The following is a 16,227-nucleotide window of genomic DNA, read 5'->3' on the forward strand; positions in this document are numbered from 1 at the left end:
GCGATCCACTTACAGAGTGAGACGGTGCGGTCTAGGCTCGCCAGGGGGTCAGGTGTGACCAGTCATTTGTCACAAAGGGGTGGCCATGACCAGCACGTACGGTGACTGGCTCAAGCAGCAGCGGGAAGCATCAGGGCTGACACAGCAACAGCTGGCCGACATGACGGTGATGACGCGTTCACACATCGCCCACATCGAGGCGGGCCGCCGCATCCCATCCAAGGAAGACGCGCGGCGCCTGGACGCGGCTTTGAAGACGGGCGACGTGCTGAGCAGCTTCCTGCCAGTGGAGGACGTCGCGGTCGCGGACTACTTCGAGGCGGCTCGTCAGCTCGAACGACAGGCCGTGATGATCAGGGAGTTCGCCCTGTCGTTCATCCCCGGCATCCTCCAGACAAGGGCGTACGCGCATGCGGTTCTGGGGACGTCGTTCCCTCCGGTGAGCGAAGAGGAATGTGACAGGCTCGTTGTCACACGCCTAGAGCGCGCGAAGATCTTGGACGATCCGGTGACACCGGCGGTTTGGGCACTGCTGGACGAGGCGGTGCTGCGGCGGTTTGTGGGTGGGCGGCAGGTGATGGCGGAGCAGGTGATGCACCTGGTGCGTCTCGTGGAGCGGCGCCGGGTGCGCGTCCACGTGCTGCCATTCAGCCTGGGATTCCACCCACTGATGGAGAGCATGCTCAGCCTCATGTGGTTCGACGACCAGCCGCCGGTGGCGTACAGCGAAGGCCTACGCATGGGGAAACTGCACGACTCCCCGTCCGTAGTGCAGGAGTTGCAGCACCGCTACGATCTCGCAATGAGCGACGCGTTGCCGCTGAGCGAGTCAGTAGCCCTGTTGCGAACGACAGCGAAGGAATACGGACACCGCCATGACTGACCCGATAGTCCCCAACGCCGAAGCACCGCAGGGCTGGCGAAGGTCGTCCTACAGTAATAGCGAAGGAGGAAGCTGCGTGGAAGTCCTGGACGGTCACCCGTCACGGATACCCGTACGGGATTCAAAGCTCCCACACGGCCCTGCATTGGCATTCGAGCCCTCCGGCTGGTCCTGCTTCCTCATGGCCCTCAAAGCGGGGAGCTTCTCAGCCTGAGGCCAAAAGGCGCGTTAATTGCGGGGACAGCCGAATGCCGCCGCGACATCCAAGCATCTTTCACTCTTCCTCAGCACCCTCCTCACCCTTATTGTACCTTTCAAGAGAAAACAGGATCTGCATCAGATCCTGTTCGGCCAAGGCGCAGAACTCCTGATCATTCATGGTGATGGACAGTATGGCCTCGTTAAAATCCTCACCGCCGGGGCCGGACTGTTCCAGTAGGCGGGCTGGCGCGATGGTCCAGTTCCGCAACACCCTGAGTCCCCACTCAATATGCGTGGGAGTGTCGCGAACCAGTGATTCCAGTTGACCCCTCAGGGATTCCGATGGCTCTGCGAATCTCCATGCCACAAACGAGATCTGACGATACCCATAGATGGGATGCCGCTCCACGGGTGAGCGCATCCATACAACCTGGTCGAATCTGCCCAATGCTCCCTTAATTCTTTCGCGCCTCCCGGGAGTACTCAACGACGCGCCATTACCTTCGGTCACCGCCGCCCCCAGGGTGGAAGTATTTTATAATCTCCATTATGGCGGATCACCTTCTCACTCTCATTTGTAAGCCTCAGAGACCTCTCATAGTCTCCCAATGGAATAGGGTCGAGGCTCAACGTCGGATCGTACACGTACCGGCCATCCGTGTATACCTCATGGAAGGTATATTCCTCCACAATGCTTCCACCCTGCTCGGGAATTCTTATATCTCCACCCGAGTGCGTAGTATAGTGCACGACCCTTCCTTCACCTCCAGATCGATTAGATATATATGACGCAATGTCTGAGCAGTCAATTTCTGATCCCCGCGGTGCGGCTCTCATTGCTTCCGTCAAGGTCGCACTGGGCGGATGCTCTGGGTTCGGGGAACGGAAGTCGAAGGGACCCCGACGATCGGGGTAATCCGGGGCCAACCCGAGCCGGTCAGTCGTGGCATGTGGGTTATGGACGTAGGTAGCGGGGTTGGGGGCAGGGGTGAGGCCGAGGGGGTCGGGAGTGAGGTAGCGGGCGGTCTCGGGGTCGTAGTGGCGGAAGTAGTTGTAGTGCAGGCCGGTTTCGGGATCGTAGTACTGGCCCGGGAAGCGCAGAGGCGTGTAGGCCGTGCTGTTGGCCGACCAGGCGGTGGTGCCCCACAGAGTGCTGCGGGTGTGCCAGGCGATCTCGCCGATTTCGTCGATGAGTTCGCTCGGCGTGCCGACCAGGTCGGTGACGATGGCGAAGAAGCGGGAGTCGATTTCGTCCTGTGGGGCGTCCGCGGCCGTGATGCGTTCGGTCTGGGCGATGGGGCGCAGGCCTTGGTGGTCCCAGGTGAGGGTGACCGGGTTCGGTAGGTCTGGGGACGTCGTCGTCTGTTCGCACAGGGTCGTGCCGTCCCAGGTGAAGTCCACGCGTTCGGCAACGGTTTCGCCGTCGGCGGCCAGGCGGAGTTTGGCCGTGCGGCGGCCCATGGGGTCGTAGGTGTAGCGCCAGCGGGTGCCGTCCGGAGTCGTCACCGAGGCGAGGCGGTCCTCGGCATCCCACTCGTACCGCCAGGTGTCCGGCTTGCGGGACAGGCGGGTCTTCTGGCGCAGGGTGATGCGGCCGAGGGCGTCGTGCTCGTAGCGGACGTTGCCCGCGCGGGTGATGCGGGTGCCCACATACTCACGCGCGCCTGTCGCCTCCCCGCCGGGATGGGTCGCAGGCCAGGAGCCTGAGGTCTGGTTGCCCGCCGCGTCGTAGGCGTACGTCTCCGTCCAGTTCGCCGCATGCACCGCGGTCACCCGGCCCGCCGCGTCCAGGTCGAAGCGGCGTGAGCCGGAGAGCTGGTCGTCGATGCCGGTCAGGTTGCCGTCGGCGCGGTAGGTGTACGTGCGGGACTGCACAGTGCGACCCACCGCGCCGGTCACCGACTGGGTCGTCAGACGGCCGAGTGCGTCGAATTCGTGCTCCAGGGTGACTGTCTCACCGATGTGGCGGGCCAGTTCGCGGCCGGCCACGTCGTACTGGAAGTCGATGGCCCGGCCGGAGGCCACCATGCCGGTGCGGCGGCCCGCCGCGTCGTACGACCATCTCGTGGTCGCGCCGGCCGGCGTCCTACGGCCCGATCGACGGCCCAACTCGTCGTATGAATAGGACAGTTCGCGACCGTCGACCGTCTCCGAACGTACCCGCCCGAAGCGGTCCCTCAGCAGAGACAGCGTGGTGCCGTCCGGGCCCGTCGCCTGGGCAAGTTGGTCCGTCATGTCGTACGCGTACGTCGTGACCTGACCGGCCGCGTCCTTCCGTAGTACCCGGCCCAGCTCGTCGCGCTCGAAGGCCGTCACCTCGCCGAGTGTGTTCAGTCGGGAGGCCAGGCGGTCTGCCGCGTCGTACGTGTAGGTGAGTGTGCGGTCGTCGAAGTCCGTTTCCGTGACCAGGCGTCCGGCCGCGTCGTAGTCGTACGTCCAGGTCAGGCCCTGCGGGTTGGTGACCTTCGTCAGCCGCAGTTCCAGGTCGTGGTCGAACTCGTAGCGCACGCCGTCCGGGCCGGTGCGGGCCGTGAGGAGGTCGAAGTGGGTGTACTCGAAGGTCGAGGCTCCGACCATCGCGTCCGTGTGGCTGGTGCAGTTGCCCTCGCCGTCGTAGGTCCAGGTCTCGGTCGTGCCGTCGGGTGCGGTACGGCGGGACAGGTGGCCTTCGGTCGTCCATTCCAGGCGGGTCACCGCGCCCGTCGGGTCCGTGATCGCGACGGGGCGGCCGAAGGCGTCGCGTTCGTAGCTCGTGAGAGCGCCGAGTGGATTCGTGATCTGGAGGGGGAGGCCTGCGCGGTCGCATACGACGGTTGTCGTGTGGCCCAGTGGGTCGGTCAGCGACGTCAGATGGCCGGCCTCGTTGTAGGTGAACCGGGTGGTCTGGCCGGAGGGGGTGGTCATCGACGTGCGGTTGCCACGTTCGTCGTACGTCTGGCGGAGGGCCGTCCCGTCCGGGTTCACCACCTTCACCGGCAGGCCGAGCTCGTTGTACTCGGCCCTCGCCTCGCGCCCGTCGGGGCGAGTCAGGGTGAGGAGGTTGCCTGTCTCGTCGTACCGGAACGTCGTGGTGTGGCCGAGGGGGTCGGTTCGGGACTGGAGGCGGTTGTAGCGGTCGCGCTGGTATCGGGTTACGGCGCCCAGGGGGTCGACGTCGGCGACCACCTGGTAGGCCTCGTTGACGAGGAAGCGGCGGGTGTGGCCCTCAGCTGTGGTCGTGGTGGTGACCCTGAGATTGGTTTCCGGGTCCACGCCGTCGTACGTGACGCGCAGGCTCATGTGTCCCACCGCGCCGGCCTCGGCGACACAGCGGTCCTGGTCGTCGTACTCGTAGGTGTAGCTGCGGTTGTTGGTGTCCGTCCAGGAGGTGACGCGGCCCGCTTCGTCGTACGTGAAGCGCAGGGGTAGGCCGGAGGAGTTGACGACCTCGGTCAGGTTGCCGTCCGTGTAGCCGTAGCTCTTCAGCTCCTCGCCTGTGGCAGACAGGTGGAAGGCCGTGACCCGGCCCTCCTCGGTGCTGACCTGAACGTTCCGTCCCGCGCTGGAGACCACGGCGAGCGGGGTGCCCTGGGCGTCGTACTCGAAGGTGATCCAGTTGCCGTTGCGGTCGTCGATCTGTTCCAGGACCGCGAGGTCGTCACCGCGGTCGGCGAAGTGCCAGACGCGGCGCGCGAGTGGGTCGGTGACCGTGTAGCCGCCGTCCTCCCGGTCCAGCGGCCAGCGGGGGCCGTGACTGGGGAGCGTGGGCAGGCCGGGCGCCGGGTGCGGATAGGCGAGGAGCAGGCCGTCCTCGGTGACGAAGACGACACCCTCGGAGTCGACTTCCAGGCGCTGGTCGAGCGTCGAGGACCACGACGGGCCGAACCAACGACCATGGTGGTACCCGGACTCCACTCGTCGCTTGAGTACGAGGGGCAGGGCTCCGGGGAGCGTGACGTCCGTCTGGGGCAGGTACATCTTGCCGGTGGCGAAGTCGATCGGGTCGGAGCCGATGCTCTCGACGGCCTTCTGCTCACGGGACGACTGCGCGGGGCCGTCGGAGACCGCGTCCCTGGGTGAGCCGTGGGGCGCCCGACGGGCCCCCGCCTCCGCGGCCTCCTCCATTCCCTCCCTCACCGCGGTCTTCAGTCCGGCCCGCCCCAGCCCGGCCCCCTTGGTGCCGATCGCTTCGGGCACGAGCCTGCCGCCGAATTCCAGCGGGTCCTTCTTGAAGTCCTCCCAGGCCGTCTTCACCGCACGTTCCGGATGCGCGGCCGTGGAGATGAGGCCCGACAGCGTCATGCTGACGTTCTAAGCGAAGGCGGCCGGGTGGGTGAGGTTGTACGGGTCTATCGGGTTCAGGCCGCGGCTGAAGTTGATCAGGCCCGCGGTGCCCTTGGCCACGCCGCCCACGAAATGGTTGAGCTCGGTCCGGGCGGCGCCGAGGCCGTCGTCCCAGTCGGACTTCAGACGGTCGAGCGGCGGCGGCTCGGCGGGCGCGTGAGCCAGGGCGGCGCGGACGGATGACCCGGCGGTGCCGGCGGCGTCGTTGCGCTGGCGGCGGGCCTCACCCAGGATCTCCTTGGCGCGCGCGACGGCCGCCTTGTCATCGGCGTCCTTGCCCGCGTTGTAGAGGTTGATGGCGTCCCGGGCCTGACCCTGTGCCCACTCGACGGTGTCCGCATACGCCGTCAGGGCCCTGGCCGCCTTGTCGCAGGCGTCCGCCGCGTGCAGCCACTTGACCGGATGCATGGCGAACTTCTCTCGGAAGGTCTCGGCGGCCTCGCCCCTCCAGGCCGAGGAGTCCAGCTTGCGCATGCCCTGGCCCACGGTGTCGAAGGCGGTGTGGAAGTCCTTCAGGTGGGCGGCCGTCTTCCTGATGTCGGCAGGGGCGCCGTGGATCAGCTGGGCGGGCTGATCCGTCCGGCCGAGCTGCTGCTCGTCCGAGGTGGCCCCCAGGTCGGAGGCGATGCTGTCACCGGCGGCATCGACCTTGTCGGCCCAGCCGTGGACGCCCAGGTCGTCCAGGCGGTCGCTGACCGCGTTCGCACCCTTGTCGACGCCCTCGCCCACGATCTTTTTGCTTGCGTCGATGCCGTCTTCCAGCTTGCCCACAGCGGAGTTGGCGAAGTCCCCGATCCCCATCAGCCGGTGTCCCCGCCCTGCCGGCCCTGCTCGGTCTCGTTGGACCGCTCCTCGGCAGACGGTCCGAAGGTGTCATCGAGCATCTGCTCGTACTCGTCGCCGCTCACCCGCCGCGATACGCACATTCTCCGGGGCCAGCCCCGGTACCGGAGCCATCGTGTGCGAGGTCATCGCGTCCCGACCGGCGTCCTTCCAGCCCTGCTCACTGTTCTCCCACGCCTGGTCGAAGGAGTCCGCGCTGTAGTCGGGGCTCGCGAGCGCGGTGTTCTCGTTCAGCTCCTGCCAGCTCATCCGCGTGACGTCGTCCTCGATGGCGTACGGATTGCCCGTCGCGGAATTGGCGACGATCTTCATCGCACCCTCGACGTACTGATCCGTCTCGTAATACGTCCCCGCCGAAAGACCCACCCCCTCCGCGAAGTTGTTCCCCTCCCCGACCAGCGCCCGCACACCCCACTCCCAGCGCTCGCAGAACGACTCAAAAGCCGACGCCACCTCGCCATGCCCCAACTTCAACCCCGAGAGCCGCAGTTCCGAGAAGCCACGGCCGACCCCGGCAAGACTGTCGATGCCGAGTTCCCTTAGCTCTTCCAAAGTCAGCGTGATGCTCCTGGCGATCTCACCGAGCCCGACGGCCTGCAGATCCTTACCGCCGTCCCCCGTCCCGCCTGCGCCTCCGCTCACCGCGACCCCTTCTCGTACATCGCCGTCGTCTCCGCATCCACAGCCGCCGCGTCCGGCACGATCCCCACGACCGGCGGGAACAGCACGCCCTCGTCCTCACTCCCCACATCCAGCGCCACTCCGCACGGGACACCCACCGCCGGGACAGCCGCATCGAGCAACCGGGCTCCCAGAACCCGGTGATACGCCCACTCCCGCGCGCCCTCGCCCCTTGCGATGGCGAACCGAGCCAGCGCCGACTCGTCCGAGAAGGCGTAGATCCAGCGGATCCCACCCTGGTCCCCGGTCAGCGGTGACCCGTCCTCGGCGACCGGCACGAGCACGGCGGTACGACGGAACTCGCCGAGCAGCGCGGCGAACTCACGGCGTCTACGGACAGCTCCATCCGGTTCTGACGAGGTGGCGTCCCCGCTGGTGGGCGTCCTGGAAAGCCCGTCGGATGCCTGAGACAGCGGTGATTGGCCTACCGAGGGATGGTCTGCCTGCGGGCGCCCCTGGGCTCCTGTGAGCGGTGCCGCCATCTCGACGTAATCGGACAGGCGGGACCTCGGTATATCCCCGGCTGCCGCGTCACTCTCCCCATGATCCGCCACGACGCGAATCATCACATCGGCATATCGCCGCAGGCAACGCGGACACTCCACCGGCGTTCAGGATGGCCGAAGTCGGTGCACCGAGCCGCACACTCTTACCGCCGTCTCACCCATCCCACAGCCTCCCCCCAGCCAAGGCACAGTCCGCGCCCATCCCGCGTATGCATCGTGCACGGGTGACATCAGCCACCGATCCTCACCCCCACGCGACCGTGACCCCCGACCTGCCGCCACCGGCTCCGCCCGCAGTGCGGCCGGACAAGGCACCCCGCTGGTCGCTGCCCGCGCTGATCGCGATCATGATTCTTGCGGCGGTGCTCTACTGCTGGAACCTGTCCGGCTCGGGCCTGAACAGCTTCTACAGTGCCGCCGTGCTGAGCGGTACGCAGAGCTGGAAGGCCTGGTTCTTCGGCTCGTTGGACGCCGGGAACTTCATCACCGTCGACAAGCCGCCCTTCGCGCTGATGGTCATGGGCCTGTCGTGCCGGATCCTCGGGTACGGCACCTGGCAGATGATGGCGCCGGTGATCGCGGCCGCGCTCGGCACGATCTGGATCCTGCACGCGTCCGTGAAGCGGGCGTTCGGGCACGCGGCGGCGGCCGTCGCCGCGCTGGTCCTCGCCCTGACGCCGATCACGGTCGCCATCAACCGGGACAACAACCCCGACACGCTGCTCGTGCTGCTGATGGTGGGCGGTGCGGCGCTGGCGCTGCGCGCGGTCCGCGCTGACAGGTTGCTGCCGCTCATCGGCTCGGCCGTCTGCTTCGGGCTCGCCTTCAACACGAAGATGCTCCAGGGCTACATCGCCCTGCCGGCCGTCTTCGCCGTGTACGTGTACGCGTCCAGGCTCGGCTGGAGGAAGAAGGCCGTCCATCTTGCCCTTGCGGCCGTGGCGCTCGCGGTCTCCAGCTTCTGGTGGGCGGCGGCCGTGTCCCTGGTGCCCGCCTCCGAACGGCCGTACATCGGCGGCTCGACGGACGGCAGCGCCTGGAACCTGATCACGGGCTACAACGGCCTGGGCCGGATCTTCGGCGGCGAGGGCAACGGCGGGGGCGGCGGCGGAGGGGGCGGCTTCTCCGGTACGGCCGGACTCGGACGCCTCTTCAACGACACCCTCGGCGGCCAGATCTCCTGGCTGATCCCCTTCGCGGCGATCGCCTGCGCCGGCGGTCTGGTGCTGTGTGGCCGAGCGCCGTGTACCGATGCGACACGAGCCGCGCTGGTGCTGTGGGGCGGCTGGACCGCGCTGCACTACCTGACGTTCGCCATGGCCGAGGGCACCATGCACCCGTACTACACGACCGCGCTCGCCCCGGGCATCGCGGCGCTGTGCGGAGGCGGCGGCGTCATGCTGCTGCGGGCCTTCCGCGCCGACAAGCGCTGGGCGTGGGTGCTGCCGGCGGCCCTGGCCGTCACGGCGATCTGGTCCGTCGTCCTGCTGCGGCGGGCCTCCGGCTGGAACACCTGGCTGTGGCCCGCGATCGCGGTGGTCATGGCGCTGGCGATCACGGGCCTGCTCGTCTTCCGCTCCGGCAACCGGGTACGCCTGCTGGCGGCCTCGGTGGTCGCGGCGGTCGTCGCCGCGGTCGCGGGCCCGGCGGCGTACGCCTGGTCGGTGCCGTCCGGTTCGGGCGGCGGAGGCGGAATGGGCGGCGGTACGAACCCGACGGCCGGGCCGTCGACGGGGAGCGGCTTCGGCGGGGGCCCGGGTGGGGGCGGTGGCGGCGGCCGGGGTGGCTTCGGTGGCGGTGAGATGCCGGGGGGCGGTACGCAGCAGGGCGGCCGGGCCGGTGGTCAGCCGCCGAGCCTGGACGGCGGCGGCAACGGTGAACTGCCCGGCGGTCAGAGCGGCGGTCCTAGCGCCACCGGCGGCGGTGGCACGGGCGGCGCGAGCAGCGAGCTCGTCTCGTACCTGGAGAAGCACCGGGACGGCGCCAGGTGGCTACTGGCGGTGTCGAGTTCCCAGAGTGCCGCGCAGCTCATCGTGAGCAGCGGCCAGCCCGTCATCTCCATGTGGGGCTGGTCCGGCAGCGACAAGGCGATGACCCTCGCCAGGCTCAAGGAACTGGTGAAGAAGGGCGAGCTGCACTACATCCAGCTCGGTGGCGGCGGGATGGGCGGCGGCGGCGCGGGCGGTGACTCCGGCGTCACCTCCGAAGTCACGGAGTGGGTGCAGAAGAACGGGACCGCGGTGAAGGAGAGCGAGTACAGCTCCTCCGGCTCCTCCGAGACCGACTCCGGCTCCAACCCCAACCCCAACTCCGACTCCAGCTCCGACTCGGACACGTCCTCGTCCGCGCAGAACCAGTCGACGGTCTACCGTCTGGACGCGTCGGACGTCGGCTGATCCGGCCCATACCGCCCCAACGGCCCCTGACCCTACGGTCGGGGGCCGTTTTGGTATGTCAACTCGCGTAGACAAGGGGCACATTGTCGGTTCCAGTCACGTGATGGACATGTTCGATTCATGGACACGCTCGCATGTCCATGTCACGATCCCGTTTGCCTGCTCAATCAACCCGCGTAGAACGGACACCCCCGATGCCCGTGACCCCCATACGCACGCGCCGCCGCTGGAAGCCCCTGGCGCTCGCCGTCTCCACCGTCCTGGTCGGCCTCACCGCCCCCGCGCTGACCGCGACCCCGGCCGCCGCCACAACGACCGCGTACGACACGACGTACTACAAGAACGCGGTCGGCAAGACGGGGACGAGTCTCAAGTCCTCGCTGCACACGATCATCACCCCCCAGACGAAGCTCTCGTACTCGGCCGTCTGGGAAGCGCTGAAGGTCACCGACCAGGACCCGAACAACAGCAGCAACGTCAAGCTGCTCTACTCCGGAATCTCCCGCAGCAAGACGCTGAACGGCGGCAACACCGGCAACTGGAACCGTGAGCACGTGTGGGCCCAGTCCCACGGCGACTTCGGCACCTCGGCCGGTCCCGGCACCGACCTGCACCATCTGCGTCCCGAGGACGTGCAGGTCAACAGCATCCGTGGCAACAAGGACTTCGACAACGGCGGCAGCAGCTTCACCAACTCCGGTGGCAGCCTCACCGACTCGAACTCCTTCGAGCCCCGCGCGGCCGTCAAGGGCGACGTGGCCCGCATGATCCTCTACATGGCCGTCCGCTACGAGGGCGACGACAGCTGGCCCGACCTGGAGCCCAACGACGCCGTGACCAACGGCAGCGTCCCCCTCCACGGCCGCCTCTCGGTCCTGAAGGCCTGGAACGAGGCGGACCCGCCGGACGCCTTCGAGGAGCGCCGCAACCAGGTCATCTACGACACGTACCAGAAGAACCGCAACCCGTTCATCGACCACCCGGAGTGGGTCGAGGCGATCTGGTAGCAGCAGGGCGGCAGGGGCCCGGCCGAAGAGATCAGGCCGGGCCCTCCACCGCTTCCACCAGTCGGGACACGGCTGCCAGGTCCGGCAGCTTCCGCAGCGAGGCGACGACCTGACCGCCCGCGAACTCGCGCTGCTCGGCGGTCACGGTCGGATCGACCGCGCACTCGGCCTGTACGCGGACGTAGTTCAGGTCCGTCGCGAACAGCATCGAGAACGAGTCCAGGCCCTTGAGGACCCCGGGGCCTCCGGCATCCTGATACGCCCGCACCAACCGCCGTGCGGATGCGGCGTGGAAGTCGTTCCCGCCCGCCCACACGTACACGGCGCGGGCGAGTTCGCGTTCCGCCGCTATGACCCCGGCGTTGTCCCAGTCGAGGAGAACCGGCCCGGCCGTGCCGACCAGCACGTTCTGGGGCCGCATGTCGAGATGGGACGTCACCAGGCCACCGGGGTCGGACGGCGTGACGTACCGCGCCAACTCCGCCGCCGACGTGGCGATGAACCGGCCCAGCGCGTCCGCCCACGGCACGCCGGCCCGCCGGGTCTCCGCGTGCAGCTTCTCCCAGTCGGCCTCCTGAGGGCACTGCTCGTACCAGGCATTGGGCGCCCCGGCGGCGGCGCTCTCTCCCGCCCGGTGGAGCAGGGCCAGGGTCCGGCCGCACCAGCTCAGCATCTCCGGCTCGGAGGCGTCCGCGTCCGTGCCCTCGATCCAGTCGTACAGCTTGACGTGCGACCCGCCCAGCGAGGGCGTGAGCCGGGAGACGTACGCACCGTCCCTGTTCGGCATGAGCCGTGGCGAGGAGATGCCCAGCTGCTCCGAGGCGTTGCGCAGGGCCGCCTCCCGGTCGACCTGACCCTCGTCACAGCCGAAGAGCAGCTCTTTGACCGCCCACGAGGAACCGCTCCCGTTGTCCGTCAACTTCCAGATCTGCCCCAGCGCGCCGCGGGTGACCGGTGTCACCGTCCATGGCCCGGTGCCGAGCTGGTAGGTGTCGGCGATGAAGTCGGCTGCGCTCTGCATGGGGGCCTCTCTCCGGCTGCGTGGTCGGGCCCCCAGCGTTTCACCTCAGCCGAGGTGCGTCGGCGCGAACATCCGTAGGACCGCGGGGAGTACGACCACCGCCGGGCCGGGTGACGTCAGCGCCTTCGTCAAGTCGTCCGACAGGGTTTCCGGTGTCGTACGCACCCCTGGCACCCCGAACGACTCGGCCAGCGCCGCATAGTCCGGGCGGGTCAGTTCCGTCGCCGTCGCCTCGCCGAAGGCGTCGGTCATGTACTCGCGCAGGATGCCGTAGCCGCCGTCGTCGACGATCAGCCAGGTGACGTTCAGGTCGTACTGGCGGGCGGTGGCCAGTTCGGCGATCGAGTAGAGGGCGCCGCCGTCGCCGGAGACCGCGAGCACCGGGCGGGTGGGGTCGGCGGCCGCCGCGCCCAGGGCCGCGGGGAAGGCGTAGCCGAGACCGCCGGCGCCCTGGGCCGAGTGCATGGTGTTCGGCGACTTCGCGTCGAAGGCCGACCAGGCCCAGTAGGAGAGGATCGTCATGTCCCAGAAGGACGGGGACGCGGCGGGCAGTGCCCTGCGAACGGAGGCCAACACGCCTTGTTCCAGGGTGAGTTCCTGGGAGTCGATGCGGGTGCGCACCCGCGAGAGCAGGTCGCGGACCCGCTCGTGGACCGTTCCGTCCTGCCTCGCCTCCACTGTGTCCAGCGTCTCCAGCAGGGCCTGGAGCGCCAGGCGCGCGTCCGCGTGAATGCCGAGGGCCGGATGGTTGGACTCCAGCTTGCCGAGGTCCGCCTCGATCTGGATGACCCGGCCGCGGGGCTTGAACGTGTGGTAGTTGGAGGAGAGTTCGCCCAGGCCCGAGCCGATGACGAGGAGGACGTCCGCGTCCTCCAGGAAGTCCGTGGTGTGGCGGTCCTCCAGCCAGGACTGCAGGGAGAGCGGGTGCTGCCAGGGGAACGCGCCCTTGCCGCCGAAGGTGGTCACGACCGGGGCCTGGAGCTTCTCCGCCAGCTTCTTCAGCTTGCCCGACGCGTCCGCCCGTACGACTCCCCCGCCCGCGATGATCGCCGGCCTCTCCGCACGCGACAGCAAGTCGGCCGCCACCGCCGTCAGTTCGGGGCGCGGGGGCAGTTCCTCGGGGAAGGCGTCGCCGCCGGTCACGACGGGGATGGCCGTCTCGGCCAGCAGGACGTCCTGCGGGATCTCCACCCACACGGGGCCGTGCGGGGCGGAAAGCGCCGACTTCCAGGCCGCCTCGATCGCGGACGGGATCTGGGACTGGGCGCGGACCGTGTGAACCGACTTCACGACGCCCCGGAACGAGGCCGGCTGGTCCGGCAGTTCGTGCAGATAGCCGTGCCGGCCGCCGCCCAGCCCCGCCGTCGAGATCTGGCTGCTGATCGCCAGGACGGGGGCGGAGGCGGCCGCCGCCTCCTGCAGGGCGGCGAGCGAGGTCAGCGCGCCCGGTCCCGTCGACAGCAGCAGCGGGGCCGCCTCGCCGGTGATCCGGCCGTACGCGTCCGCCGCGAAGCCCGCGTTGTTCTCCACCCGCAGGCCGATGTACCGCAGGTCGGAGCGGCGCAGGGCGTCGAACACGCCCAGCGCGTGCTGGCCGGGCAGGCCGAAGACGGTCGTCGTACCGAGCGCGGCCAGGGTCTCCACGACCAGGTCTCCGCCGTTGCGCCCGGGGGGCGGGTTCAGGGCGGCTGATGTCTGGGCGGCCGTCGGACGGAGCACCAGGTCGTGGTCGTGAGTCACTTCGCGCGGGCCTCTGCAATCTGGCGGGACATGATCGTGGTCAGTTCGTACGCCGTGTGGGATGCCGCCACCGACGTGATCTCCGCGTGATCGTACGCGGGGGCCACCTCGACGACGTCCGCCGAGACCAGGTTGCAGGACGCCAGGCCGCGCAGGATCTCCAGCAGCTCGCGGGAGGTCATGCCGCCCGCCTCGGGCGTACCCGTGCCGGGCGCGTGCGCCGGGTCGAGACAGTCGATGTCGATGGAGATGTAGAGCGGGCGGTCGCCGATGCGCTGGCGGAGCTGGTCGGCGACCTCGTCGGCGCCGCGCCGGTAGACGTCCGCCGACGTGACGATGCCGAAGCCCATCTTCTCGTCGTCGGTCAGGTCCTGCTTGCCGTAGAGCGGGCCGCGGGTGCCCACGTGGGAGAGCGCCGAGGTGTCGAGGATGCCCTCCTCCACCGCCCGCCGGAACGGGGTCCCGTGGGTGTACTCCGCGCCGAAGTACGTGTCCCAGGTGTCGAGGTGGGCGTCGAAGTGCAGCAGCGCCACCGGGCCGTGCTTCCTCGCGACCGACCGCAGCAGCGGCAGCGCGATCGTGTGGTCGCCGCCCAGGGTCATGAGACGGGCGCCCGTGCCCAGCAGGTCGTCCGCCGCCGCCTCGATCGTCTCCACGGCCTCGTGGATGTCGAACGGGTTCACCGCGATGTCGCCGCCGTCCGCCACCTGCGCCAGCGCGAAGGGGGACGCGTCCTGCGCCGGGTTGTACGGCCGCAGCAGCCGGGACGCCTCGCGGATCGCGTTGCCGCCGAAGCGGGCGCCCGGCCGGTACGAGACGCCCGAGTCGAACGGCACCCCGACCACGGCGACGTCGGCGCGGCCGACCTCGTCGAGGCGCGGCAACCGGGCGAAGGTCGCGGGACCGGCGTACCGCGGGATGCGGGAGGAGTCGACGGGGCCGCGGGGCGTCTCGTTGCTGCTCATGAGGTACTGCCTTCTTTCCTGTGCTTCATCCACTTCATGTGCTTCATCGCATATGGAGTGTTATGTACTTTTTCTCGTACGACTCTACGGGGGTTACTGCGAAGCCGGGACCGGCGTGGCCTCGACTTCGGGCGCCCGTCCGGCGAGGCGCTCGCGCCAGGCCGCGAGGACGGCCGCGTCGGTGGGCTTCGTCGCCAGGGAGACGACGAGGTACACGGCCAGGGAGGACAACAGGCCGTAGTAGACGGGCTCGTTGGCGAGAATGCCGTAGGACGCCATCAGGCCGATGACCGCGAGGCCGCCGACGATCACGGAGGCGAGGGCGCCCTGCACGGTGCCGCGCTTCCACAGCAGCCCGCCGAGGATCGGGACCAGGAGGCCGCCGACGAGGAGGTTGTAGGCGACGGTCAGCGCTTCGACGACGTTGTTCAGCGCGATGGCGGTGGCGATCACTGCCACGCCCATGACGAGGATGAAGGCGCGGTTGCCCCTGACCTCGTCGTGCTCCTCACCAGGCCCCCGGACCATTCCCCGCAGCCGCGACCAGATGTCGTTGTTGGCGACGGTCGCGCAGGCGATGAGCGCCCCGGAGGACGTCGACATGACGGCCGCGAGCGCGGCGGCGAGGACCAATCCCCGCACGCCCATCGGGAGTTCGTCCTTCACGATCGTCGCGAAGGCGTCGTCCGCGTTGGCCAGGTTCGGGTGGAGGACCTTGGCCGCCGTGCCGATGACGGCGCCGGCGAGGGCGTACACGAGACAGTAGGTACCCGCGACCGTGCCGCCCCACTTCGCCGTCGTGTCGCTGCGCGCGGTGAACACGCGCTGCCAGATGTCCTGCCCGATGAGCATGCCGAACGTGTAGATCAGCACGTAGGTGAAGATCGTCTCGCCGCCGATGCCCAGCGGGTCGAAGTACTCGGTGGGGAGCTGCGCCTTCATCTCGCTGAAGCCGCCCGCCTTCACGACGGCGATGGGGAGCAGCAGGAGCAGGACGCCGATGGTCTTCACCACGAACTGCACCATGTCCGTCAGCGTGATCGACCACATGCCGCCGAGCGTCGAGTACGCGACGACGATCGAGCCGCCGAGGATGATCGCGACGGTGCGGTTCATGTCGAAGAGGACGTCGAAGATCGTGGCGTACGCGATGGTCGAGGTGACGGCGAGCATGAGGGTGTACGCCCACATGACCACGCCGGAGATGACGCCGGCCCGGCCGCCGTAGCGAAGGTCCAGCATCTCGGAGACGGTGTAGACCTTGAGGCGGGCGATGCGGGCGGAGAAGAAGACGGACAGGGCCAGCAGCCCGAGGCCGATGGTGAAGACCATCCAGGCGCCGGAGAGGCCGTACTGGTAGCCCAGGCCCACGCCGCCGATGGTGGAGGCGCCGCCGAGGACGATGGCGGCCATGGTGCCGGAGTACATGGCGGGGCCCAGCCGCCGTCCGGCGACCAGGAAGTCGCTCTTCGACGTGGCGCGGCGCATGCCCCACCAGCCCATGGCCAGCATGCCTGCCAGATAGACGACGATCACTGCGTAGTCGACGGCCACGGGGCCCCCTTCACTCGGTGTCGCCTGCGGGTGACGAGCACCGACACTAGGTGGCCGGAAAGCGACTGCGAAGTGTACGTTTCATCCATGCGAGCCGCCATGAATGG

General features: G+C 68.6%; 11 protein-coding genes and 1 pseudogene. 4 read left to right on the forward strand and 8 right to left on the reverse strand.

Features of this window, described 5'->3' with window-relative positions; translation table 11 throughout:
• Positions 1–85 precede the first annotated feature (85 nt).
• Both ACZ5XS_RS05980 and ACZ5XS_RS05985 read left to right on the forward strand, forming a co-directional pair.
• A complete protein-coding gene (locus ACZ5XS_RS05980) occupies positions 86–883 on the forward strand; it encodes a helix-turn-helix domain-containing protein (RefSeq protein ID WP_468648188.1) in 798 nt (265 codons plus the stop codon).
• On the forward strand, positions 876–1,097 hold the full coding sequence (locus ACZ5XS_RS05985; protein WP_468648190.1) for a DUF397 domain-containing protein: 222 nt from the start codon (positions 876–878) through the stop codon (positions 1,095–1,097). Before ACZ5XS_RS05980 ends, ACZ5XS_RS05985 begins: the two co-directional genes overlap by 8 nt.
• Before the next feature lie 60 nt (positions 1,098–1,157).
• Here ACZ5XS_RS05985 and ACZ5XS_RS05990 read toward each other — a convergent pair whose 3' ends face one another.
• The 4 genes and pseudogenes from ACZ5XS_RS05990 to ACZ5XS_RS06005 form a co-directional block, all read right to left on the reverse strand.
• Positions 1,158–1,493: a hypothetical protein gene (locus ACZ5XS_RS05990; protein WP_468648191.1), complete on the reverse strand. Its 336-nt coding sequence runs from the start codon at positions 1,491–1,493 to the stop codon at positions 1,158–1,160.
• A 98-nt stretch (positions 1,494–1,591) separates the two neighbouring features.
• Positions 1,592–6,208: pseudogene (locus ACZ5XS_RS05995) on the reverse strand (putative T7SS-secreted protein).
• Between the two features lie 72 nt (positions 6,209–6,280).
• Positions 6,281–6,892 (reverse strand): phage tail protein, encoded by a 612-nt coding sequence (locus ACZ5XS_RS06000; RefSeq protein WP_468648193.1) that lies wholly within the window; start codon positions 6,890–6,892, stop codon positions 6,281–6,283.
• Complete coding sequence (locus tag ACZ5XS_RS06005) at positions 6,889–7,413, reverse strand: hypothetical protein (RefSeq protein ID WP_468648599.1); 525 nt, start codon at positions 7,411–7,413, stop codon at positions 6,889–6,891. The genes ACZ5XS_RS06000 and ACZ5XS_RS06005 overlap by 4 nt, the downstream gene beginning before the upstream one ends.
• A gap of 248 nt (positions 7,414–7,661) precedes the next feature.
• Between ACZ5XS_RS06005 and ACZ5XS_RS06010 the strand changes: the two genes are divergently transcribed.
• Positions 7,662–9,833, forward strand: coding sequence for an ArnT family glycosyltransferase (locus ACZ5XS_RS06010; protein ID WP_468648195.1), 2,172 nt, complete (start codon positions 7,662–7,664; stop codon positions 9,831–9,833).
• A 194-nt stretch (positions 9,834–10,027) separates the two neighbouring features.
• Positions 10,028–10,840, forward strand: coding sequence for an endonuclease I family protein (locus tag ACZ5XS_RS06015; RefSeq protein WP_468648197.1), 813 nt, complete (start codon positions 10,028–10,030; stop codon positions 10,838–10,840).
• A gap of 31 nt (positions 10,841–10,871) precedes the next feature.
• Here the strand turns inward: ACZ5XS_RS06015 and ACZ5XS_RS06020 are convergent, their stop codons facing one another.
• The 4 genes from ACZ5XS_RS06020 to ACZ5XS_RS06035 all read right to left on the reverse strand — a co-directional run bounded on the left by ACZ5XS_RS06020 (position 10,872) and on the right by ACZ5XS_RS06035 (position 16,120).
• The gene (locus tag ACZ5XS_RS06020; RefSeq protein ID WP_468648199.1) at positions 10,872–11,861 is read right to left on the reverse strand and encodes a phosphotransferase enzyme family protein; all 990 of its coding nucleotides are present in this window, start codon (positions 11,859–11,861) and stop codon (positions 10,872–10,874) included.
• Between the two features lie 45 nt (positions 11,862–11,906).
• Complete coding sequence (locus ACZ5XS_RS06025; protein ID WP_468648201.1) at positions 11,907–13,601, reverse strand: thiamine pyrophosphate-binding protein; 1,695 nt, start codon at positions 13,599–13,601, stop codon at positions 11,907–11,909.
• The gene (speB, locus tag ACZ5XS_RS06030) at positions 13,598–14,566 is read right to left on the reverse strand and encodes an agmatinase (RefSeq protein WP_217240276.1); all 969 of its coding nucleotides are present in this window, start codon (positions 14,564–14,566) and stop codon (positions 13,598–13,600) included. Before speB ends, ACZ5XS_RS06025 begins: the two co-directional genes overlap by 4 nt.
• 93 nt (positions 14,567–14,659) lie before the next feature.
• Positions 14,660–16,120: a sodium:solute symporter family protein gene (locus ACZ5XS_RS06035; protein WP_468648203.1), complete on the reverse strand. Its 1,461-nt coding sequence runs from the start codon at positions 16,118–16,120 to the stop codon at positions 14,660–14,662.
• Between the last annotated feature and the right edge of the window lie 107 nt (positions 16,121–16,227).

This window comes from Streptomyces sp. NPDC033131 (genome assembly GCF_055578365.1).

What these genes read in the sequence shown, in the direction of transcription:
- speB (WP_217240276.1), bottom strand. Translation starts at nt 14,566, where the DNA reads ATGAGCAGCAACGAGACGCCCCGCGGCCCCGTCGACTCCTCCCGCATC.
- ACZ5XS_RS05985 (WP_468648190.1), top strand. Translation starts at nt 876, where the DNA reads ATGACTGACCCGATAGTCCCCAACGCCGAAGCACCGCAGGGCTGGCGA.
- ACZ5XS_RS06020 (WP_468648199.1), bottom strand. Translation starts at nt 11,861, where the DNA reads ATGCAGAGCGCAGCCGACTTCATCGCCGACACCTACCAGCTCGGCACC.
- ACZ5XS_RS05980 (WP_468648188.1), top strand. Translation starts at nt 86, where the DNA reads ATGACCAGCACGTACGGTGACTGGCTCAAGCAGCAGCGGGAAGCATCA.
- ACZ5XS_RS06005 (WP_468648599.1), bottom strand. Translation starts at nt 7,413, where the DNA reads ATGGCGGCACCGCTCACAGGAGCCCAGGGGCGCCCGCAGGCAGACCAT.
- ACZ5XS_RS06015 (WP_468648197.1), top strand. Translation starts at nt 10,028, where the DNA reads ATGCCCGTGACCCCCATACGCACGCGCCGCCGCTGGAAGCCCCTGGCG.